We start from the raw sequence: 18251 nt of genomic DNA, 5'->3' as shown, positions 1-18251 counted from the left end.
GAAATGGTTTTAGCAATAGATGTCGGTAATACTAACATTACAGTAGGGGTTTTTGACTGTAGAAGAGACAAAATGGAGGCAAGCTTTAGAATAACAACTAAAATGCCACGAACATCCGACGAGTATGCAATGGTTTTAGCAACATTATTAGAAAAGAACAGAATATCAGTTAAGGAAATAAAAGACGCTATAATTTGTTCAGTAGTGCCTAAAGTTATGCATTCATTAGAGGGGGCATTTATAAAGTATTTTGATATTAAGCCGATAGTAGTGGAAGCAGGAATTAAAACAGGAATTAGAATTGTAACAGCTAATCCACAGCAAATAGGTGCAGATAGAATTGTAGATGCGGTTGCAGCGTATGAAATATACGGTGGTCCTGTTTTAGTGCTTGATTTTGGTACGGCAACAACATATGATCTTGTTGATGAAGACGGAGCATTTTTGTGTGCTGTAACAGCGCCTGGTATTAGAATATCGGCACAAGCTTTGTGGGAGGAAGCTGCAAAGTTACCTGAAATTGAGATAAAAAAACCAAACTCAATTATGGCAAAAGAGACAATTTCAAGTATGCAAGCTGGTCTTGTATTCGGACAAATAGGTCAGACAGAATACATCGTTAAAAAGATGAAAGAAGAAGCCAAAATGGATAATATAAAAGTTGTTGCAACAGGTGGACTTGGCAGAATAATAGCCGAAGAAACTGATAGCATAGATATATATAATCCAAATTTGACGCTTGAAGGAATCTATAGAGTTTATAAAAAACAAAATAGAAAAAACAAATAAAAAAGTATTTTTAGAATATACAAAAGAAAATATATGAACAAAAATCATATAAAAAGATATATAAAATATAAGAAAGATAGAAACACACATGAATAATAATCAAATTACAAAATTAAAAATAGGTGATGTTACATTACCTAACAATTTGATTTTAGCACCAATGGCAGGAGTAACAGACCTGCCATTTCGTTTGTTATGCAAAGAACAGGGCGCAGGTCTATTGTGCATGGAAATGATTAGTGCTAAAGCAATATTATATAAAAATAAAAATACACAATCATTGTTGGCGATTGATGAAAGAGAAAAGCCAGTTTCATTACAATTGTTTGGGTCAGATCCTGATATCATGGCTCAAATAGCAAAGGAAATTGAAGATAGACCTTATGATATTTTGGATATAAATATGGGTTGTCCGGTGCCTAAAATTGTAAATAATGGTGAGGGTTCAGCTTTGATGAAAAATCCAAAATTAGTTGGAGAGATAATTGAAAAAGTTGTAAAAGCAACTAAAAAACCAGTTACTGTCAAGTTTAGAAAAGGATTTGATAATGATCATATTAATGCAGTCGAAATTGCAAAAATCGCAGAATCATCAGGTGCAGCAGCAGTGGCAGTTCATGGAAGGACAAGAGAACAGTATTATTCTGGAAAAGCTGATTGGGATATAATACGTCAGGTTAAAGAAGCAGTATCTATTCCTGTAATAGGAAATGGAGATTTGTTGACAGCAGAAGATGTAATAGCAATGAAAGAGCAAACCAATTGTGATGGTTTTATGATTGCAAGAGGTGCTCAGGGAAATCCATGGATTTTCAAACAGATTTTACACTATTTTGAAACAGGTGAGCATTTAGCAAAGCCATCGCTTGAAGAAGTGGCCGATATGATTTTGCGACATGGAAAAATGATGATTGATTTCAAAGGTGAGTATACAGGTGTAAGAGAAATGCGTAAACATGCAGCATGGTATACTGCAGGATATCATAATTCATCAAAACTTAGAGTTAAATTTAATGAAGTAGAGTCATATGAAGATATGCAAGAATTATTAGACCACGAAATCTATAATAAAAATGTTTAAAATGTTGAAATTATTAGGAAAAACAAAGCCCTAGTTTGCTTGACATTGACATAATAATAATATACAATAATCTAGTTAAAATAGGTACATTATATAATAAAAGAAGGGTAAAACGTATGGATAAGAAAAATATTTTGACCTACCAGGGTCTCAAAAAACTTGAAGATGAACTCCAAGATTTAAAAGTTGTAAAACGTAAAGAAGTAGCACAGAAAATTAAGGAAGCTCGTGAACAAGGCGACTTATCCGAGAATGCTGAATATGATGCTGCTAAAGATGAGCAGCGTGATATCGAGGCTCGTATTGAGGAAATCGAGAAAATCCTTAAGAATGCAGAAGTAGTTGTTGAAGAAGAAGCTGATACAGATAAAGTAAATATCGGGTGTAAAGTTAGAATCTTAGATTGTGAATTTGATGAAGAACTTGAATATAAAATTGTTGGTTCAACAGAAACAAACAGCTTAAAAGGAAAAATCTCTAACGAGTCACCTGTAGGAAAAGCACTACTTGGACATAAAGTTGGCGATACAGTAACAGTAGAAACACAGGCTGGAGAGTTAAAGTACAAAGTACTAGAAATTCAGCGTTCAATGTAAATAACGCAGATTAAATTCTGCTAAGAAAGCGGAGGAAAATATGGCCCAGCAGAATAATGGACAAGGCGGACAGGATATTAATCAATTATTACAGGTTCGTCGCGATAAGTTAAAAGATTTACAGGAAAGAGGATTAAACCCTTTCGAAATAACAAAATACGATGTAACACATCATTCAGTAGATGTTAAAGAAAACTATGAAGAATTACATTTTGAAGCACCAGTAGATGAAAATGGTAAGAGCATTGTTGTACCTGTAGAAGATTTTCCAGAAGGAAAACTTGTATCAATCGCAGGACGTATGATGTTCAAACGTGTAATGGGTAAAGCATCTTTTGCAAATGTTCGTGATTTAAAAGGTGATATCCAGATTTACGTTACAAGAAACGACATCGGAGAAGATACATATAAAGATTTCAAGAAATATGATGTTGGTGATATCATCGGTGTTAGAGGTTTTGTATTCAAAACTAAAACAGGTGAAGTCTCAATTCATGCTAAAGAAGTTACTCTTTTATCAAAGAGTTTACAGATTTTACCAGAGAAATTCCATGGTTTAACAGATACAGATATCAGATATCGTCAGAGATATGTTGATTTAGTAATGAATCCAGAAGTAAAAGAGACTTTTATTAAGAGATCTAAAATCATCAAAGAGATTCGTAATTTCTTAGATGGTAGAGACTTCATGGAAGTAGAGACACCAATGCTTGTTCACAATGCAGGTGGTGCAGCTGCTAGACCTTTCGAAACACACTACAATTCATTAGATGAAGATGTTAAATTACGTATTTCATTAGAGTTGTACTTAAAGAGATTAATCGTTGGTGGTTTAGAAAGAGTTTATGAGATTGGTAGAGTATTCCGTAACGAAGGTGTTGATACACGTCATAACCCAGAGTTTACATTAATGGAATTATACCAAGCATATACAGATTACTACGGAATGATGGAACTTACAGAGTCTATGTTCCGCTACTTAGCAGAAAAAGTTTGTGGTTCTACTAAGATTTCATATAACGGAATCGAAATTGATTTTGGTAAACCATTTGAAAGAATTACAATGATTGATTGTATCAAAAAATATACAGGAGTTGATTTTGATGCAGTTGAAACAGATGAAGAAGCAAAAGAACTTGCAAAAGAACACAATGTAGAATTTGAAGAGCGTCATACTAAAGGTGATATTGTAAACTTATTCTTCGAAGAATTCTGTGAAAAACAATTAATTCAGCCTACATTTGTAATGGATCACCCACTTGCAATTTCGCCATTGACAAAGAAGAAACCAGAAGATCCTACAAAAGTAGAACGTTTCGAATTATTTATTAACACATGGGAAATGTGTAATGCATATTCAGAGTTAAATGATCCAATTGATCAAAGAGAACGTTTTGAGGCTCAAGAAGAAGCTTTTGCAGCAGGTGATGAAGAAGCTAATCATACAGATGAAGATTTCTTAAATGCATTATCAATTGGTATGCCTCCAACAGGCGGTATCGGATATGGTATTGATAGATTAGTTATGTTGTTAACAGATTCTCAGGCAATTAGAGATGTATTATTGTTCCCTACTTTAAAGAGTCAGAACACTAGTTCTACTCCGAACGGTTCCCAGAAGTAGTTCAATCGCGTCAGCTTGAGTACGAAGTATTACATATAGACCTTAAACAGTCCATATTAGTACGACACGCATCGTTACAAATATGCAAAACATAAGGGATGCATGTGAAGCAATATGCAAAACAATTTGTTGTCCTTTGTGTCAAATAATTTCAATTAAATAACTATCTCAAACAAGGAACAACTTGTATGAGAATCATTAAAGACATTTCAATTAGTAGAAATACTAATCGGGATGTCTTTTTTGTTTTCTCGAACCTTACAAAAATCAAAAGAAAGGAAGTGAGGATGTGGGAAGAAAAAAGGTTAAGCCACCACAGATTGATTATCTCAAAGAGTATGCAGTGCCGAGATTTGTTACTGAAGAATCGATTTGCGAGAAATACGATTTGTCTGGTGTACAGTGCCGAAAAATGGCAAGAGCTGCGAATGCGTTTTTTGAAATAAGAAAAGCTCAGCTAATTGATAGAACAATCTTTGAGAAGGTTTACAAGGTTCAGTTAAGAGAAAGAAAACGTCAGATGCAGACAGAACTTGTACTTGAGAAAGCTAAGAGTTATGAGCCAGTAAAGAAAGAGTACATGCGCTACCAGGAGGCGGCCGAGTATTTTTCAATGAGTATGACATGCTTTAAAGCACTTGCTAAGGAAGCAAATTCAATTAGAAGAATTGGAAACATCGTACTTATTAATATTGATGTGGTTATAGACTACATCGAAGAAAACTTTGGAGGTTGATGAAATGGAGGAAAGAACAAAACCGGATGCCTTATATGCTGAGCCGGTTAAGCGAAGAAAAATATATGTCAGGATTCCTGAAGGGGCAGAAATATATTCGATGTGTGAGCATTCATTCCGGGATTTGGCGGGTGAAGCGCATGCGGTAAGAAAAGTTCATGGGACATGCTTGGTTAACACAGTTGTGCTGAGCAAATATATTGAGCAGATTTACGGATAGGAGGGTCTATATGTCTTATAAGAGAACGAAGGTAGAGTCATTAGATATCAAAGTAAACTCCGGTCAGAAGAAGTATGTCCGCTATAAGGAAGGTGCTGACCTATACTCCATTGGGATTCATGGATTTCAGCAATTAGCGAAAGAAGCTGGGGCTGTAAGGAAGATTAATGGAGTATGTCTAGTGAACGTAGAAGTTTTGAATGAATACATAGAGACAATGTATGGATAAGGAGGAAAAAATGAGAAATACAGCGTTAGATGCAGCTCATATGGTTGCAAATACAGAAAATGAGGATAAAGGAGGAAGAATGATAAAGATTCGAGTACAGGGTACAAAAGAAGATATTAACTGGCTTGAAAAGCAGATTCGCACATTGAGAAAAGTGCAGGTCACAGAGTCATCAGAGATTTTTAAAAATCAGGGAACCAAGAAATATTTTAGAAAATACATGGAAGTAGAAAAAGAAGCAACTACAGAGAGCAATTAAAAGGAGAGCAATCGTATGAGTAAGATTTTAGTATGTGCCAATGAAAAAGGTGGCGTAGCAAAGACAACAACAACAGTTAACTTAGGAATAGGACTAGCAAAGAAGGGGAAGCGTGTTCTTGTAATAGACAACGATCCTCAGGGCAGTCTTACAGTAGCATTAGGATTTCATAATCCAGGGCAGATGGAATATACAATGACCACTGTTTATAACAATGTCATTGATGAAGTGGAGTTCGATCCACGAGAGGCTATTTTGCACCATAAAGAAGGTGTAGATCTTGTACCGGCAAATAATTCACTGAATAGCATTGAAACTGCTCTTATCACTGTTATGGGGCGAGAAACGATACTTAGTGAATATCTTGGAATGGTCAAGGATGATTACGACTACATTATTATCGACTGTTCACCAAATTTGGGAATGCTTACACTTAACGCTTTAGCAGCTGGTGATGAGATTATCATTCCAGTTCAGCCTACGTTTTTAGCAATCAAGGGTTTGGAAGAACTACTGAGAGTAATCAATCAGATTCATAAGAAGATTAATCAGTCTTTAGAGATTAAAGGAATTCTTCTTACAATGGTGGATTCAAGAACAAATTATGCCAAGGATATTGCTGAGATGCTTGATGAGGCATACGGTTCGAAGATTAATATCTTTAAGAATAAGATTCCACATTCAGTAAGAGCTGCAGAGTCTACAACTGTAGGAAAGAGCATCTATGAATATGATCCAAAAGGAACAGTAGCAACAGCGTATGAAGCATTAACAACGGAGGTGATTGCGTAATGAGTAGAAGAAATGCAGTAGCGGGAGCAAGTTTATCAGCATATGATTCAATCTTTGGAGGAACCGATGAAGAGGTTATGTCTTCAGAAGTTGCAAAGGAAAAGGTTGAAGGACAGATTGTGGAAGTGCCATTAAATGAACTGCATGAGTTTAAGAATCATCCATTTAGAGTTATAGATGATGAAAAAATGGCGGAGACTGTTGATAGTATAAAAGAATATGGAGTATTAGTGCCAGGTATCGCAAGACCAAGACCGGAAGGTGGTTATGAGATTCTGGCTGGACATAGAAGAAGACACGCATCAGAGCTTGCGGGCAAAGAGACAATGCCAATGATTATTAAGGATGTATCAGATGATGAAGCAGTCCTTATTATGGTTGATTCCAATATTCAGCGAGAGGAATTATTACCAAGTGAGAAAGCAAAGGCGTATTCGATGAAATACGAGGCTTTAAAGCATCAGGGAGTAAATGGTGGTAGAAGTCTCGATAAGATGGCTAAAGAGGCTGGAGAGGGCGCTAAAACGGTGCAGAGGTATATTTCCTTATCCAAGCTCGTTGAAGAGCTTATGAAGCTTGTGGATGATGGCAAGTTAGGGATTGTTCAGGGAGTGGACTTTTCACAGCTAACAGAAGAAGAACAGAAGATTCTGTATGTTGTGTTAAGAGATATGAAGTGTAGCGTATCTACCGAACAGTCAGGAAAGATTAAGGAGATTGCTAAAGCAGGGAAGTTTACAAGAGAATCGGTTTTGGGAGTCCTCGTTGTGGTTAAACCTAAGGTAAGAAAAGTAACTTTTAATGCAAAGAAGTTAGATTCTTATTTTGATCCTACAATGACGAATGAAGATATTGAGGAGTTAATAATCAGATTACTTGACGAATGGAAAGAGAGAGGAGGTGTAGACTAATGGGGAAACTGGATTTGGATTATTACTATGGTAAAGAGTCAGAACAGTTTACATTTTATCGTTTACCTAAAGCATTAATCACAGATTCGAGATTTAAGGATGTTACTAATAATGCAAAGCTATTATATGGTCTTATGCTTGATAGAATGTCTTTATCAAGAAAGAGAGGTTGGCTTGATGATGAGAACAGGGTGTATATTAAATATGCTATTACTAGTATTGCAGAAGATTTAAACATTGCGAAGAATACTGGGGCTTCTTTACTAAAGGAGCTCCAGGATGTTGGCTTGATTGAAATGATTCAGCAGAATGGAAAAGCTAATATCATTTATGTAAAGAATTTCATTTCGGAAAATAAGGCAGTCGATGAACCTATTATTCCGAATGATGGCCAGAGCAGTACCAAATTAGAACCGGATAAAATAGAGGACCAGTTCAATATTTGTACCGGCTCAAATCTTGAACCGGTTGAAAATACGAACCAGTCCATATTAAGTGCTGGTAATCCATATGAACCGGATAATTTTTCGCGCCGGATAAGACTTAGTAGGGGTACCATCTCAAATATTGAACCGGTACCAGCGCAGAAATTGAGCCCGAATAATATACTAGATAATAATAAACTTAGTGAGACTAATCCTATCTATCGATCAGGCGAAGAAAATGTCACTAGACAGATTGATGCGATGGATGAAGCATCAGCATACATGGAAATTATCAAAGACAACATTGATTATGATATTATGATGAGTGATAAGTCATGGTCAGATAGAAATCTGTATGACGAACTGTTTAATATCATCTGTGATGTTGTTTGTGTTCCAAGAAAGACAATACGTATTGGTGGTGAAGATTATCCATATCAGTTGGTTAAGAGTAAGTTCTTAAAGCTGACATCAAGCCATTTACAGTATGTTATTGGATGCATAAGCAATAACACAACTAAAGTAAATAACATCAAGGCATATCTGATTACATCGCTTTATAATGCGCCAAATACAATGGATCATTATTATACTGCAGAAGTAAATCATGATTTATATGGTGTTGGTTAAAGAATAATAGCTTGTGGTCACGATGACCACAAGTGAACTAATGGAGGTATCGACATGAAGAGTGCATGTGCAAGTGAAGCCAGTATGAAGATGGCTTTTATTAATCTAATTCCAGCAATTATCTATGCTGCAGTTATTACCGGACAGTTTATGAAAAATTTTTCAGGAGGTTTTAGAATTGGAGCTGGAATCGTATTTGTTATTGTTTACATGGCATTAACACTGATTCCGTATGTATCATTTGTAGTTGGAATCGCAAGTACAATTATGTATGTGGGACTGCTTTGGGCGCTTTGTGATAAGGTGGGAGCTACGGTTGTTCGAATTATTCTGAAAGTGATCACTGCAGGATTTATTGGTTTATTAGAACTTAGCATAGCAGTTAACATGACGATGAAAAACTAATATTAGAAGGGCTCAAATGCAATAAGAGACACTTCATTTATGAAGTGCCTTGATTACTAACTTACAGCTCCTTCTAGTGATGTCAAGGTAGAAGCAAAGCGAGCCTTTACATTACTAGAAGGGGCTGTTTCTATATGCGGAATTCATAGTAAAATCGAGGTTTCTTTGGTATAATACAATACGTATTTCAAAATAAGAAAAGGAGTGTGCTTATCCTATGGATAATTTAGAATTAAACGTAGAAGATCAGGTAACAGAAGAAGTAGTTGAAGAGACATCTCCTATTTCACTTTTACCTTTTGAAGAAGAAAACGTAGACTTTGATACTTTCTGTAAGTCAGATTTCAGAGTCGTGAAGGTTAAGGACTGTGTTGCAGTACCTAAGAGCAAAAAGTTGCTTCAGTTCACTTTAGATGACGGAACAGGAACAGATAGAACAATTCTTTCTGGTGTTCATGCATTCTATGAGCCTGAGGATCTTGTTGGAAAGACATTACTTGCTATCGTAAATCTTCCACCTAGAAGTATGATGGGAATTGATTCTTGTGGAATGCTTATGTCAGCAATTCATGAGGAGAATGGCGAGGAGAGATTAAACCTTGTTATGCTTAATGATGCAATTCCAGCTGGTGCAAAGCTTGAATAAAATTATATGAAACACTTTTTGAGGCGCGTTGGAGAAATTTGATGTGCCTTATTTTTGCCTTATTTATCTTATAGACTAAGAATAAAGTTTTGATATAATATAAGAGTAGAACTTTGCGTTATTTTCATACGCAATTTTATCTAGGAAGTTAGTAATATGATATATTTTGACAATTTGCCATTATCAGAAGACATTTTGGCAGCATTATCAGAATTGAAAATTGAATATGTATTCCAGCCAATATTTTATCCAGATGGAAAGACAATATATGCGCGAGAAGCATTGATGCGTCCACACGATAAGGATGTTATGGAGCTGATTACCGAGTATCAGGAACAGGATAAGCTTCATATACTTGAGGTGGCAACTTTATTTGGAGCAACTCAGGCATATTTTATGAGAGGCTATAAGGAAATTCTTTCGATAAATACATTTCCGTGTGAGATATTTACAGAGGAAGAAGTAAATGCATATATTGAATACTTTGGTGAAGATAAGAAAGCAATGATTTTGGAAACGTTAGAGTATCCATATTTGTCGATTGATATTGCTGAAGCAAAAAGAAAAATAGCGGATATTAATGATAACCAGATTGCTATTGATGATTTTGGAACTGGACTTAATACTATGGATGTAGTTAACGCTGCTAATCCAGATATTGTAAAGATTGATAGAACATTACTTACTGATATCGATAAGGATAAGTTCAGACAGATTCGTATTAAAGAAATGATTGATACATTCCATGCTAAGAAAATGAAAGTAGTAGCAGAAGGAATAGAAACTGAGGCTGAGTTTAACACTATGAAAGAGCTTGGTGCAGATTTTTTCCAGGGTTATTACTTAGGAATGCCAGAATAGGGAGTCTCTAGTAGTGCTAGAGGCTCTTTTTTGGTTAAAGTACATATTACGGGACATATAAGGGGATAGAATCATATGTAAAAGGAAGATCAGAATCAGAATATCACACAAGTTAATAAACGTTAGTGTTAATACAATGGGGTTATAGGGTTCTCCCTTATGCAGATGCCCTGGGCAGATGGTATGCCGATGCAAAGTCACTTGTGGTCACGATGACCACAGGTGGCTTTCTTTGTTTTCGAAGAAAATAAAGTGTGCATGAAGGCGAATCCTGCTAATACCAAAATCGTTGTAGTGTAAAAATATAAAAAATGGTACGAAGTGGTCATGTATATAGTGAAGAATGGCATAAACCCCAGTAAAATCAATGGTTTGGGGTGTGTACGATGCATTCGTACTTAATGTTTAAGTCAGGTGAAAGCCTGGCTTATTTTTTTGAATAAATTTCTGCAGATTTGAGACTAAGTTTCTCTATATGACTTTTGAAAGCAATCAATAAAGTTCTTGTGGTCACTGTGACCACAAGTCTAGAAAGGAGGAAAAATGGATAGCAAGTTACTAAAGCATATTGGTGATTATGAAGAAATCTATCGGTTTGTGGTGAAGGAAAGTCATACGCCAGAAGAGATAAGAAATCATCTAGCATCACTAGGCGTTAAAAAGCAAACGATTACATCACAGATTGGAGCTGTAACAAACACCAATCCGGGCATGTTTCGAATGAATGGAGAATTCTTAACTGTGGATTCTGCAAAGGCTAGAGAAATAGTATCAGAGATGAATGACCTTTTTTCACCGCTAACACATATCAAAGCTGAAGAATACACAGAGCTTGAAAAACTTAGAAGTGAAAACGAAGAGCTTAAAAAGGCGTTAGTGGATGCTAAGAAAAAGGCGGCAGCTAAAAACAAATCTAGTAAGAAAGTAAAGCCTCAGGTTTTATTAATAGACACTGTTCAGGCAGAAAAGGTAGAAGAAATCAGAGATGGTATTTTTATGAAATCTGTTCCTGCAAAGGTGGATCAGGATTCCTACCTGAATAAGTATGGTGTTTTAAGAGAAGCTTTTTATAAGGAACTCCCAGATGAAAAGGAGTTAAATCAAAGAAACTATCAGCGTAAGACTTTAAAAACAGTGTTTTCACCCAAATGGTTTGTTAGGCGGTTTCAGGAGCTGAAGAATCTGAAAAATGTAAATCCAAAGAAAGAGCTTTCCGTGAAAGACAAGATTAGTTCAAGTCTTCATGTTTCAGAGGAAGAAGCAAGTAAGCAGATAAGTTATTTAGAGGGCAGAGCAATTTCGGTACAGGAAATTTTGAATGATAATAGCTTAACTAATCAGGAAAAGCTTGCTTTATATGCATTCAATTCACCATATAGAAATACAGATTTGGAACGATTGCTTAATTATGTAGGCGATGAGTGTCCAGATGCTAATTGGCTGATTGCATTGTTAGAATCCCCAGACATTGGAAATAATTATGAGAATGTAAAGAACCTCATAAGACAGTGCGCAAAGGCAAGTGAATGGAAAATGAAACAGCGTTTAGCAGAGGAGTTGATATCTGGGGATTGGTATATCACAGCTGTATATAATGGGGAACCCACAAAGTTCCAGTTAGTTCCTATTGATGATATTCGTTTAATTCAGTCAGATCTCGGTATTGAGAGAAGTAATACGAGTTTCGTGATAACGGGTAAACAGAAAAAAGAGTGTGGCGCCAAAGCTGACAAGAAGGAATTGGAACCTCTTAAAAAAGGAAGTTTTGTACCTACATATGAAATGAACCTAGATGGTAATGAAGAAGAGGAGTCGTAATGGGAAATAGTAAAAGGTTAACGCTGTCATTATCCCCAGAAGACTACGAGGCTTTTGAATCTACAAGAGGAAAGTTAGGGCTGGAACGTGCGCAGTATATCAAGCATTTAATGGCAGTGAACAAAGAATTCAAACCACCGGCAATACGAGACAGAGAAATCATAAAGTGAATGGCTGATGTTGAAAGAGATATCAAAATCATTGCAATGAAGCCGAGTGTCACAGATGAAGAAAAGTTGATTTTGTTGGCAAAGCTAGATGATTTGAAAAAGAAAATAGTAAGTTAGGTCACTTGTGGTCATCGTGACCACAAGTTGAAAAGGAGAAGTAAATGAACGAATTAGTAGCAGTTTATAGTAACCAGATTACATGTAAGCAGTGTTTGAAGGAATTAATCGAATTTGCGATTGAAGACGAGGAAACAGCTTGTGATGAAAAAGGAAAGCTGGTTGCTTTTATAGAAAACAATAAGGTAAAGAGATTACCAATGGCTCAGTTAGTTAAGGAAATGATGCCGGCTGATGGAATGGTTAAGGATGCAGATTATCTATATACCATTACAGCATATGAATGGGAGGATACTTGTCCAATTGCTGAATTTAACTTTGGAGTGCTAGATGCAATGCATCTGTATAAAGGGCATAAAGTGGTTTTATCTGTGCATAAAACAGAAGAAGCGATTTATGTTCATACATTTGTTAAAAGAGAGCAGGGGGCAGAGTGGAACATACCAGATGGTATGCCACGATTTAGAGCAGTATATCAGGCGGTTCCAAATGCTGTAATCGAATACTGTGAGGCTATGGATTATCTCATGTATTAGGAGGTTAACAAATGGATAGAAGCGAGAAGATGAAGGATATACAGGAAAAGCTTGAGAATGGAGTTAGAGATATTTTCTCTTCTGACAAGTATAAGGAGTATATCCAGACGATGTCGAAGTTTAAGTCCTATAGCATTAACAATTGCATCTTAATTGCAAGTCAGAGACCAGATGCGACTTATGTTTGCGGGTTTAAAAAATGAAATGAATTTGGGCGTGCAGTAAAAAAGGGTAGTCATGGGATCATGATTATTGCGCCAATGAGATTTAAGACAAATGTGAAGGAGCAGGTGTTTGATGAGCAGAATCATCCAGTAAAGGGCGAAGATGGAAAGCCACTTACAGAGGAGGTTGTTCGTGAATACCAGACATTCAGACCGGCATATGTATTTGATTATTCAGACACAGATGGAAAGCCACTTCCAACACTGGCAACAATGCTAGATGAGAATGTGGATTCATTTGAGACATTAAAAGAGGTGCTGATTAAAGTAAGTCCTGTTCCGATTACATTTGAAGAAATTCAGTCTGCAGCAAATGGATACTTTAGCCCAAGTGAAATGAGAATTGTTGTGAAGGAAGGCTTGCCGGAGCTCCAGACAATTAAAACTATGATCCATGAGATTGGACATGCATCTCTTGGACATGGTGGCAAAGAAGACAAATGGGATAGAGAAACAAAAGAGGTACAGGCTGAGTCAGTTGCATATTGGGTATCTCAGATGATTGGGTTGGATACTTCGGATTATTCCTTTGGTTATATCAGTGGATGGAGTAAGGACAAGAAGGTGTCAGAGCTGAAGGATAACTTGGAAATCATTAAGAAGACAGCTGATGAGATTTCAAGTGCGATAGAGGCAGAGTTAGCAAAACGCCAGGAGAAGAAGCAGGAGCCAACTTTTGAGATTTATCAGCTGAATGAGAAGGCAAACAGAGAGTTATCCTTCAGTTCATATTCTGTGTTGGAAAAGCTTGGTGTGAGAGTCGATCCATCTAATTATGACTTAATTTATTCAGCCCCACTCAAAGAATCAGATACATTGGATTCCATTTATGAAACATTCAATATCAATCACCCTGATGATTTTAAGGGTCACTCATTAAGTGTAAGTGACATTGTAGTGCTTCATAAGGATGAGAAGGATGAAGCGTGGTATGTGGATTCATTTGGATTCCATGAGGCACCAGACTTTTTAAGTGAGGAACCTATCGTGACGAAGCTCAATCCGGAGGCAAAGATTTCATATTACTACGCAGAGAATATGGAGTTTGAAACATTGGGTTACAGCAAAGATGGTTTGACCTTGGAGGAAGCTTTCAAATTATTTGATAGCTATCAGCATGGTGGAATTGGGTTTGAACTACAGGATGGTTCTGACTATGAGGGTAAATATGAATTAATGTCCGGTGGTCATATGCATGAAGACATGATCAATATGATTGAGTATTATCGACAGAATCCGCTAGTGCAGAAAGCAATTAAAGACTGTAGAACAGAATTGAATAAACGCGTAGAAATAGATCAGCAGATAGCTGACAGACCGCACAGAGGAAAAAGTAGATAAAAAGTGAAATATTTCTGCAGATTACTTTTGGGATATGTCTATAGGAAAGATGTAGCAAGTAGTCCAGCACAAAACAAGGAGGAAAAGAATTATGGATTACATTTTAGAAAATGCTCTTGTTGTTACAGAGAAGAGCAAAGACAGTACAAACATTCTTAAGGTGTATGCGGATCGCATCGTCTTAGCAAAGAATGAAAACGAGAAGGAGGAAAAGAAAAATGCTTAGTTTTACTGAATTTCAGGAACAGGTTACTGAGGAAATTAAGAATCATTTGCCAGAGCAGTACGCAAACGCAGACGTAGTAATTAACACAGTAACAAAGAACAATGGTATGAAGCTTCAGGCTTTATCAGTAAGACCGGAAGGTAAGGTGGTAACACCAAACATTTATCTTGAAGGCTTCTATGAGAAGTACCAGGGAGGCGCTGACCTTGATGAAGTGGTTGGCAACATCGCAAAGGTAACTAGCGATCATATGGAAGGACCGGAGTTTGCTGAGAATATTGCAGCTGACTTTATGAACTTTGAGTTCATTAAAGATCGTGTAATTATGACTGTAGTTAATACAGAGAAGAACCGTGAGATGCTTGAGCATACTCCACATACTGAAAAGGAAGACCTTTCCTTTATTTATAAGGTACTTGTTGGAGATCCTGAGGAAGACGGAATGGCTACCATCACAATTAAAGATGAGCATATGAAGTATTGGGATGCTACGGTGGAAGATCTTCACCAGTATGCAGTAAAGAACAGTCAGGAAAAGCTTCCTGCCAAGCTTCAGACAATGAACGAAATCATGAGAGATATGCTTGGTAGAGACGGTGTTCCAGAGGAGGTAATTGATTCTATGATGGATAGTATGCCGCCGGAAAATCAGATGTACGTCATTTCAAATTCTAATAGTGTAAATGGCGCAACAGCTATTTTCTATAGTGATGTATTAGATGAATTATCAAAGAAGCTTGGTGGAAAGGATTTATATATCTTACCATCGTCAGTGCATGAGGTAATCGCTATAAGTCAGGATATGGGAACTCCTGAGATGCTTGCCAATATGGTACAGGAAGTAAACGGAAATGAAGTGTCACCTGAAGAGCAGCTTTCAGATCATGTGTATAAGTATGATGCGAAGTCTAAGGACATCACATTAGCTGATACAACAATCGAGGAGCTTAAGAAGAATCAGAAGGACACTGAAGTTCAGGAAGCAAGTAGACCTAGACGTCATCGCTAAGGAGGGATTTAGTTATGGAAGTAACAGACATTAGACTCAGCTTATCTAATCGAGAAGGGGGAACCAAGGCATTTGGTAGTTTCTCGTTAGATGGAGCGTTTGCAGTCAGAGGAATTCGAGTGATGGAGGATAAAAACGGAAAGAACTTCGTTGCATTCCCATCTAGAATGAAGAGTGATGGTTCCTATGAGGACATTGCTTTTCCTCTTAGTAAGGAGCTTTACCACAAGATTGATGATGCCATTGTTGCGGAATATCAGAAGGTAAAGGAAGAAAAGCAGGAGCAGTCAGAAGACCAGGCAGTTGAGCAGGAACAGGCTGCAGCACAGGAGGCTTCTAAGAAGAGAGGCAGAAGCAAGTAGGAAGGAGGTTGAGTAGCTGGCTAGGCGAAAGCCTAGCCGGTGAATAAATATGGAGATTACAGATGTTAGGCTGACAAAGAAGGCTGGAGAAGATAGATTAGAAGCCTACGGAAGCATCACACTTGATGGAGATTTTGTTATTAATGGAATCAAAGTGATGAGATCAAAAGAGGGCAATCTATATGTTAGCTATCCTTCTAGAAGAAATCAGCAGGGAGATTATAAGGATATTTGTTATCCTATGACACAGACTCTTCGAGAAGATATTCACATGAAAGTGATTTCTAAATTTGAGGAGTTATAGAAACTAGTAAATAGAGTTACGGATTGTTACAAATTGTTACCCATGTAAAGGCTGCCTGAGGGCAGCTTTTCTTGGTATGGAGGGAATATGGGAAGTGGAATTATCGCAAAGATTAAACATATAAAAGATGGAAGTATGAATCGTAGTGGTGTGAAGAACATGTCTACATCCCTTGCATACATTATGAATAAAGAAAAATGTGATATGAAACTGAGTAATATTACTGAGGGACAGGTGGTTAGAGAGGTCAATTACGTTTTGAATGATATAAAAACTGTCGAAGGCTTATACATAGGTTGTCGGCAGATCTCTGATATCAAGTTTGCTGTTGAAGAAATGATGCAGGTGAAGGAATTTTATGGAAAGACCGGAGGGCGTGTGGCGCTTCATTTAATTATTTCTCTAAATGAAGAAGAATCTGGTATAGAGAATGCAGGCAATTTAATGAACTTAGCAGATGATCTTATGAATGAATTGCTTCCAGAAAATCAGGCTGTATATGCAGTTCACACGAATACAGATAATCTGCATATTCATGTGTTGATTAATACAGTTGGATTAGATGGAAGAAAAATACATATGGATAATGACTACCTTACATTGAAATTACATCCCGCAGTTAACAAGCTGGCAAGGCGGTATGGATTTACTCCTAATATAGAGTGGGAAAGGGAGTTAGAAGCTGAAAAGCTATCAATCGTAGAGAGGAAAATTAAGCTCAGGAACTTAATTGATCATGCAATAGAAAATAGTACAGATTTGGATATGTGTGTTCAGTATTTAAGGGAAAGCGGATGTGTTGTAAATATAGGTCAGTATATGTCGCTTAGAACTGCTGAAATGTCAAAGGCAATGAGGTCATATAATTTGGGAAATAATTATACCCTAGATGCAATAAAAGAACGTATTTCTAACAGACTTGAGCCATTTGAATTGGCTGAAGTAAAAAATCATGTATCAACAATTACTGGAAGAGATGTAGTGAGCTATACTCCGAATGTCATAAAAAAATATAAAGATATGACTGAAAAGGAGAAGAGAGAAGCTATACATATGTTGAAGCTAGGGAGAAATCCTTGGTTAACTAAGATTCATGGAAATTTTGCAATGAGGCAGGCTTCAGAGGAAATGGCAAGACTGTCTTTGGTGCATGAGATTGTAACTACCTATTCAACAACTAATAACCCTGAAGCTGCAAAAAGAGAAATCGTAGAACGAAAGAAGGAACTTGGAACAGAGATTAAATCCGTAAAGAAATTACTTTCGAAGTATAAGCCACAGATTGCAATTTATAAAGAAATGCAGTTGATTACAAAAAAAGCGTATCTATATGAATTTGCAGATTTGAAGGAATATCAGTTGGAATATGAGCGTTATCAGGAATTAGAAAAACGCTTAGAGGACGGATATGGTAAAACGATAGCGGAAGTTGCCGAGTATGCAGAAGACTTAAATAACCAGCTTATTTACGCTCAGGCTCAGGTAAAGGAACTATCAAATCAGTATAAAGCGATTCTTTCATTTCAGGGTAGAGGAAATGAAGAAGAGCGAAATGATGAAATAAATTTATTTACAGCAATCGGACATTCAGAAGCAAAGAATGAAGCTTTTTTATATAACCTTCTTAAGACACGACAGGTATATCTTACATCAAAAGATAATAAGGAGTGTTATATCAGGGTTTTAACCTTGCCGGCAGTAATCAATGGACGAAATTCTGTATCAACAACAGTAACCGTGATGAGTAAAGCAGGAGTTGAACTTGAGGAATTTTCGTCAGAAGAGATGACTGCAAAGGAATTTAACCAGAGAATAAAAGACATTCGTAGAGACTACGGAGTGAGAAGCTGTATTGTGAATGATAATGAAAATGCAGCTAAAAATGAATTGAATAAAGAAAGTAAGAAGAAAGTTAGATAATTTCTGCAGATATGCCCATA

At 36.7% G+C, this 18251-nt stretch carries 24 protein-coding genes; all 24 read left to right on the top strand.

All coding sequences use genetic code 11. The features are described 5' to 3' along the window. The first annotated feature begins 3 nt into the window (after positions 1-3). Positions 4-789 (top strand): type III pantothenate kinase, encoded by a 786-nt coding sequence (locus tag BLV79_RS07960; protein ID WP_074717894.1) that lies wholly within the window; start codon positions 4-6, stop codon positions 787-789. A gap of 88 nt (positions 790-877) precedes the next feature. Continuing rightward, a complete protein-coding gene (gene dusB, locus BLV79_RS07955; protein ID WP_074717892.1) occupies positions 878-1870 on the top strand; it encodes a tRNA dihydrouridine synthase DusB in 993 nt (330 codons plus the stop codon). Positions 1871-1986: 116 nt separating this feature from the next. Further along, positions 1987-2466, top strand: a complete 480-nt coding sequence (greA, locus tag BLV79_RS07950; protein WP_074717890.1) for a transcription elongation factor GreA — start codon at positions 1987-1989, stop codon at positions 2464-2466. 40 nt (positions 2467-2506) lie between these two features. Then, positions 2507-4090 carry a lysine--tRNA ligase gene (lysS, locus tag BLV79_RS07945; protein WP_074717888.1) on the top strand — a complete coding sequence of 528 codons (1584 nt, stop codon included), beginning with the start codon at positions 2507-2509 and terminating at the stop codon, positions 4088-4090. Between the two features lie 289 nt (positions 4091-4379). Further along, positions 4380-4826, top strand: a complete 447-nt coding sequence (locus tag BLV79_RS12445) for a DUF6462 family protein (protein ID WP_083354507.1) — start codon at positions 4380-4382, stop codon at positions 4824-4826. A 4-nt stretch (positions 4827-4830) separates the two neighbouring features. Next, a complete protein-coding gene (locus BLV79_RS07935; protein WP_031558055.1) occupies positions 4831-5046 on the top strand; it encodes a DUF6462 family protein in 216 nt (71 codons plus the stop codon). A 10-nt stretch (positions 5047-5056) separates the two neighbouring features. Beyond that, positions 5057-5275 (top strand): DUF6462 family protein, encoded by a 219-nt coding sequence (locus BLV79_RS07930; RefSeq protein WP_031558054.1) that lies wholly within the window; start codon positions 5057-5059, stop codon positions 5273-5275. Between the two features lie 10 nt (positions 5276-5285). Continuing rightward, a complete protein-coding gene (locus tag BLV79_RS07925; protein ID WP_330389968.1) occupies positions 5286-5534 on the top strand; it encodes a hypothetical protein in 249 nt (82 codons plus the stop codon). Positions 5535-5549: 15 nt separating this feature from the next. Then, complete coding sequence (locus tag BLV79_RS07920; RefSeq protein ID WP_074717886.1) at positions 5550-6326, top strand: ParA family protein; 777 nt, start codon at positions 5550-5552, stop codon at positions 6324-6326. Next, a complete protein-coding gene (locus BLV79_RS07915; RefSeq protein ID WP_074717883.1) occupies positions 6326-7237 on the top strand; it encodes a ParB/RepB/Spo0J family partition protein in 912 nt (303 codons plus the stop codon). The genes BLV79_RS07920 and BLV79_RS07915 overlap by 1 nt, the downstream gene beginning before the upstream one ends. Then, a complete protein-coding gene (locus BLV79_RS07910) occupies positions 7237-8292 on the top strand; it encodes a DUF6017 domain-containing protein (protein WP_074717880.1) in 1056 nt (351 codons plus the stop codon). The genes BLV79_RS07915 and BLV79_RS07910 overlap by 1 nt, the downstream gene beginning before the upstream one ends. Positions 8293-8346: 54 nt before the next feature. After that, positions 8347-8697: a hypothetical protein gene (locus BLV79_RS07905; RefSeq protein WP_074717877.1), complete on the top strand. Its 351-nt coding sequence runs from the start codon at positions 8347-8349 to the stop codon at positions 8695-8697. Positions 8698-8914: 217 nt separating this feature from the next. Beyond that, on the top strand, positions 8915-9343 hold the full coding sequence (locus BLV79_RS07900; protein ID WP_074717874.1) for a methionyl-tRNA formyltransferase: 429 nt from the start codon (positions 8915-8917) through the stop codon (positions 9341-9343). A gap of 156 nt (positions 9344-9499) precedes the next feature. Then, complete coding sequence (locus tag BLV79_RS07895; protein WP_074717871.1) at positions 9500-10204, top strand: EAL domain-containing protein; 705 nt, start codon at positions 9500-9502, stop codon at positions 10202-10204. Between the two features lie 543 nt (positions 10205-10747). Next, entirely contained in the window at positions 10748-12022 is a 1275-nt protein-coding gene (locus BLV79_RS07890; RefSeq protein ID WP_074717868.1) for a hypothetical protein, read from the top strand. Beyond that, a complete protein-coding gene (locus BLV79_RS12770; protein WP_159429341.1) occupies positions 12022-12192 on the top strand; it encodes a hypothetical protein in 171 nt (56 codons plus the stop codon). Before BLV79_RS07890 ends, BLV79_RS12770 begins: the two co-directional genes overlap by 1 nt. A 161-nt stretch (positions 12193-12353) precedes the next feature. Then, the gene (locus tag BLV79_RS07885; protein WP_031558030.1) at positions 12354-12845 is read left to right on the top strand and encodes a hypothetical protein; all 492 of its coding nucleotides are present in this window, start codon (positions 12354-12356) and stop codon (positions 12843-12845) included. An 11-nt stretch (positions 12846-12856) separates the two neighbouring features. Beyond that, complete coding sequence (locus BLV79_RS07880) at positions 12857-13048, top strand: hypothetical protein (RefSeq protein ID WP_051637233.1); 192 nt, start codon at positions 12857-12859, stop codon at positions 13046-13048. A gap of 57 nt (positions 13049-13105) precedes the next feature. Then, positions 13106-14410, top strand: a complete 1305-nt coding sequence (locus tag BLV79_RS07875) for a YodL domain-containing protein (protein ID WP_159429340.1) — start codon at positions 13106-13108, stop codon at positions 14408-14410. Positions 14411-14501: 91 nt separating this feature from the next. Then, positions 14502-14636 carry a hypothetical protein gene (locus BLV79_RS13185; protein ID WP_278244483.1) on the top strand — a complete coding sequence of 45 codons (135 nt, stop codon included), beginning with the start codon at positions 14502-14504 and terminating at the stop codon, positions 14634-14636. Further along, positions 14629-15645 (top strand): DUF5688 family protein, encoded by a 1017-nt coding sequence (locus tag BLV79_RS07870; protein ID WP_031558029.1) that lies wholly within the window; start codon positions 14629-14631, stop codon positions 15643-15645. The genes BLV79_RS13185 and BLV79_RS07870 overlap by 8 nt, the downstream gene beginning before the upstream one ends. Before the next feature lie 14 nt (positions 15646-15659). After that, on the top strand, positions 15660-16007 hold the full coding sequence (locus tag BLV79_RS07865; protein WP_051637231.1) for a SpoVG family protein: 348 nt from the start codon (positions 15660-15662) through the stop codon (positions 16005-16007). Positions 16008-16056: 49 nt separating this feature from the next. Further along, positions 16057-16311: a SpoVG family protein gene (locus BLV79_RS07860; protein ID WP_074717863.1), complete on the top strand. Its 255-nt coding sequence runs from the start codon at positions 16057-16059 to the stop codon at positions 16309-16311. Positions 16312-16398: 87 nt separating this feature from the next. Then, positions 16399-18231 carry a relaxase/mobilization nuclease domain-containing protein gene (locus tag BLV79_RS07855; protein ID WP_074717860.1) on the top strand — a complete coding sequence of 611 codons (1833 nt, stop codon included), beginning with the start codon at positions 16399-16401 and terminating at the stop codon, positions 18229-18231. Positions 18232-18251 lie beyond the last annotated feature (20 nt).

It is taken from the genome of Lachnobacterium bovis DSM 14045, from assembly GCF_900107245.1.
Taxonomy (GTDB): domain Bacteria; phylum Bacillota; class Clostridia; order Lachnospirales; family Lachnospiraceae; genus Roseburia; species Roseburia bovis.
This window is presented reverse-complemented; position numbering and strand designations above follow the sequence as displayed.

Coding starts and splice junctions, on each gene's coding strand:
- BLV79_RS07960 (WP_074717894.1), top strand. CDS start 4: ATGGTTTTAGCAATAGATGTCGGTAATACTAACATTACAGTAGGGGTT.
- dusB (WP_074717892.1), top strand. CDS start 878: ATGAATAATAATCAAATTACAAAATTAAAAATAGGTGATGTTACATTA.
- greA (WP_074717890.1), top strand. CDS start 1,987: ATGGATAAGAAAAATATTTTGACCTACCAGGGTCTCAAAAAACTTGAA.
- lysS (WP_074717888.1), top strand. CDS start 2,507: ATGGCCCAGCAGAATAATGGACAAGGCGGACAGGATATTAATCAATTA.
- BLV79_RS07935 (WP_031558055.1), top strand. CDS start 4,831: ATGGAGGAAAGAACAAAACCGGATGCCTTATATGCTGAGCCGGTTAAG.
- BLV79_RS07930 (WP_031558054.1), top strand. CDS start 5,057: ATGTCTTATAAGAGAACGAAGGTAGAGTCATTAGATATCAAAGTAAAC.
- BLV79_RS07925 (WP_330389968.1), top strand. CDS start 5,286: ATGAGAAATACAGCGTTAGATGCAGCTCATATGGTTGCAAATACAGAA.
- BLV79_RS07920 (WP_074717886.1), top strand. CDS start 5,550: ATGAGTAAGATTTTAGTATGTGCCAATGAAAAAGGTGGCGTAGCAAAG.
- BLV79_RS07915 (WP_074717883.1), top strand. CDS start 6,326: ATGAGTAGAAGAAATGCAGTAGCGGGAGCAAGTTTATCAGCATATGAT.
- BLV79_RS07910 (WP_074717880.1), top strand. CDS start 7,237: ATGGGGAAACTGGATTTGGATTATTACTATGGTAAAGAGTCAGAACAG.
- BLV79_RS07905 (WP_074717877.1), top strand. CDS start 8,347: ATGAAGAGTGCATGTGCAAGTGAAGCCAGTATGAAGATGGCTTTTATT.
- BLV79_RS07900 (WP_074717874.1), top strand. CDS start 8,915: ATGGATAATTTAGAATTAAACGTAGAAGATCAGGTAACAGAAGAAGTA.
- BLV79_RS07895 (WP_074717871.1), top strand. CDS start 9,500: ATGATATATTTTGACAATTTGCCATTATCAGAAGACATTTTGGCAGCA.
- BLV79_RS07890 (WP_074717868.1), top strand. CDS start 10,748: ATGGATAGCAAGTTACTAAAGCATATTGGTGATTATGAAGAAATCTAT.
- BLV79_RS12770 (WP_159429341.1), top strand. CDS start 12,022: ATGGGAAATAGTAAAAGGTTAACGCTGTCATTATCCCCAGAAGACTAC.
- BLV79_RS07885 (WP_031558030.1), top strand. CDS start 12,354: ATGAACGAATTAGTAGCAGTTTATAGTAACCAGATTACATGTAAGCAG.
- BLV79_RS07880 (WP_051637233.1), top strand. CDS start 12,857: ATGGATAGAAGCGAGAAGATGAAGGATATACAGGAAAAGCTTGAGAAT.
- BLV79_RS07875 (WP_159429340.1), top strand. CDS start 13,106: ATGAGATTTAAGACAAATGTGAAGGAGCAGGTGTTTGATGAGCAGAAT.
- BLV79_RS13185 (WP_278244483.1), top strand. CDS start 14,502: ATGGATTACATTTTAGAAAATGCTCTTGTTGTTACAGAGAAGAGCAAA.
- BLV79_RS07870 (WP_031558029.1), top strand. CDS start 14,629: ATGCTTAGTTTTACTGAATTTCAGGAACAGGTTACTGAGGAAATTAAG.
- BLV79_RS07865 (WP_051637231.1), top strand. CDS start 15,660: ATGGAAGTAACAGACATTAGACTCAGCTTATCTAATCGAGAAGGGGGA.
- BLV79_RS07860 (WP_074717863.1), top strand. CDS start 16,057: ATGGAGATTACAGATGTTAGGCTGACAAAGAAGGCTGGAGAAGATAGA.
- BLV79_RS07855 (WP_074717860.1), top strand. CDS start 16,399: ATGGGAAGTGGAATTATCGCAAAGATTAAACATATAAAAGATGGAAGT.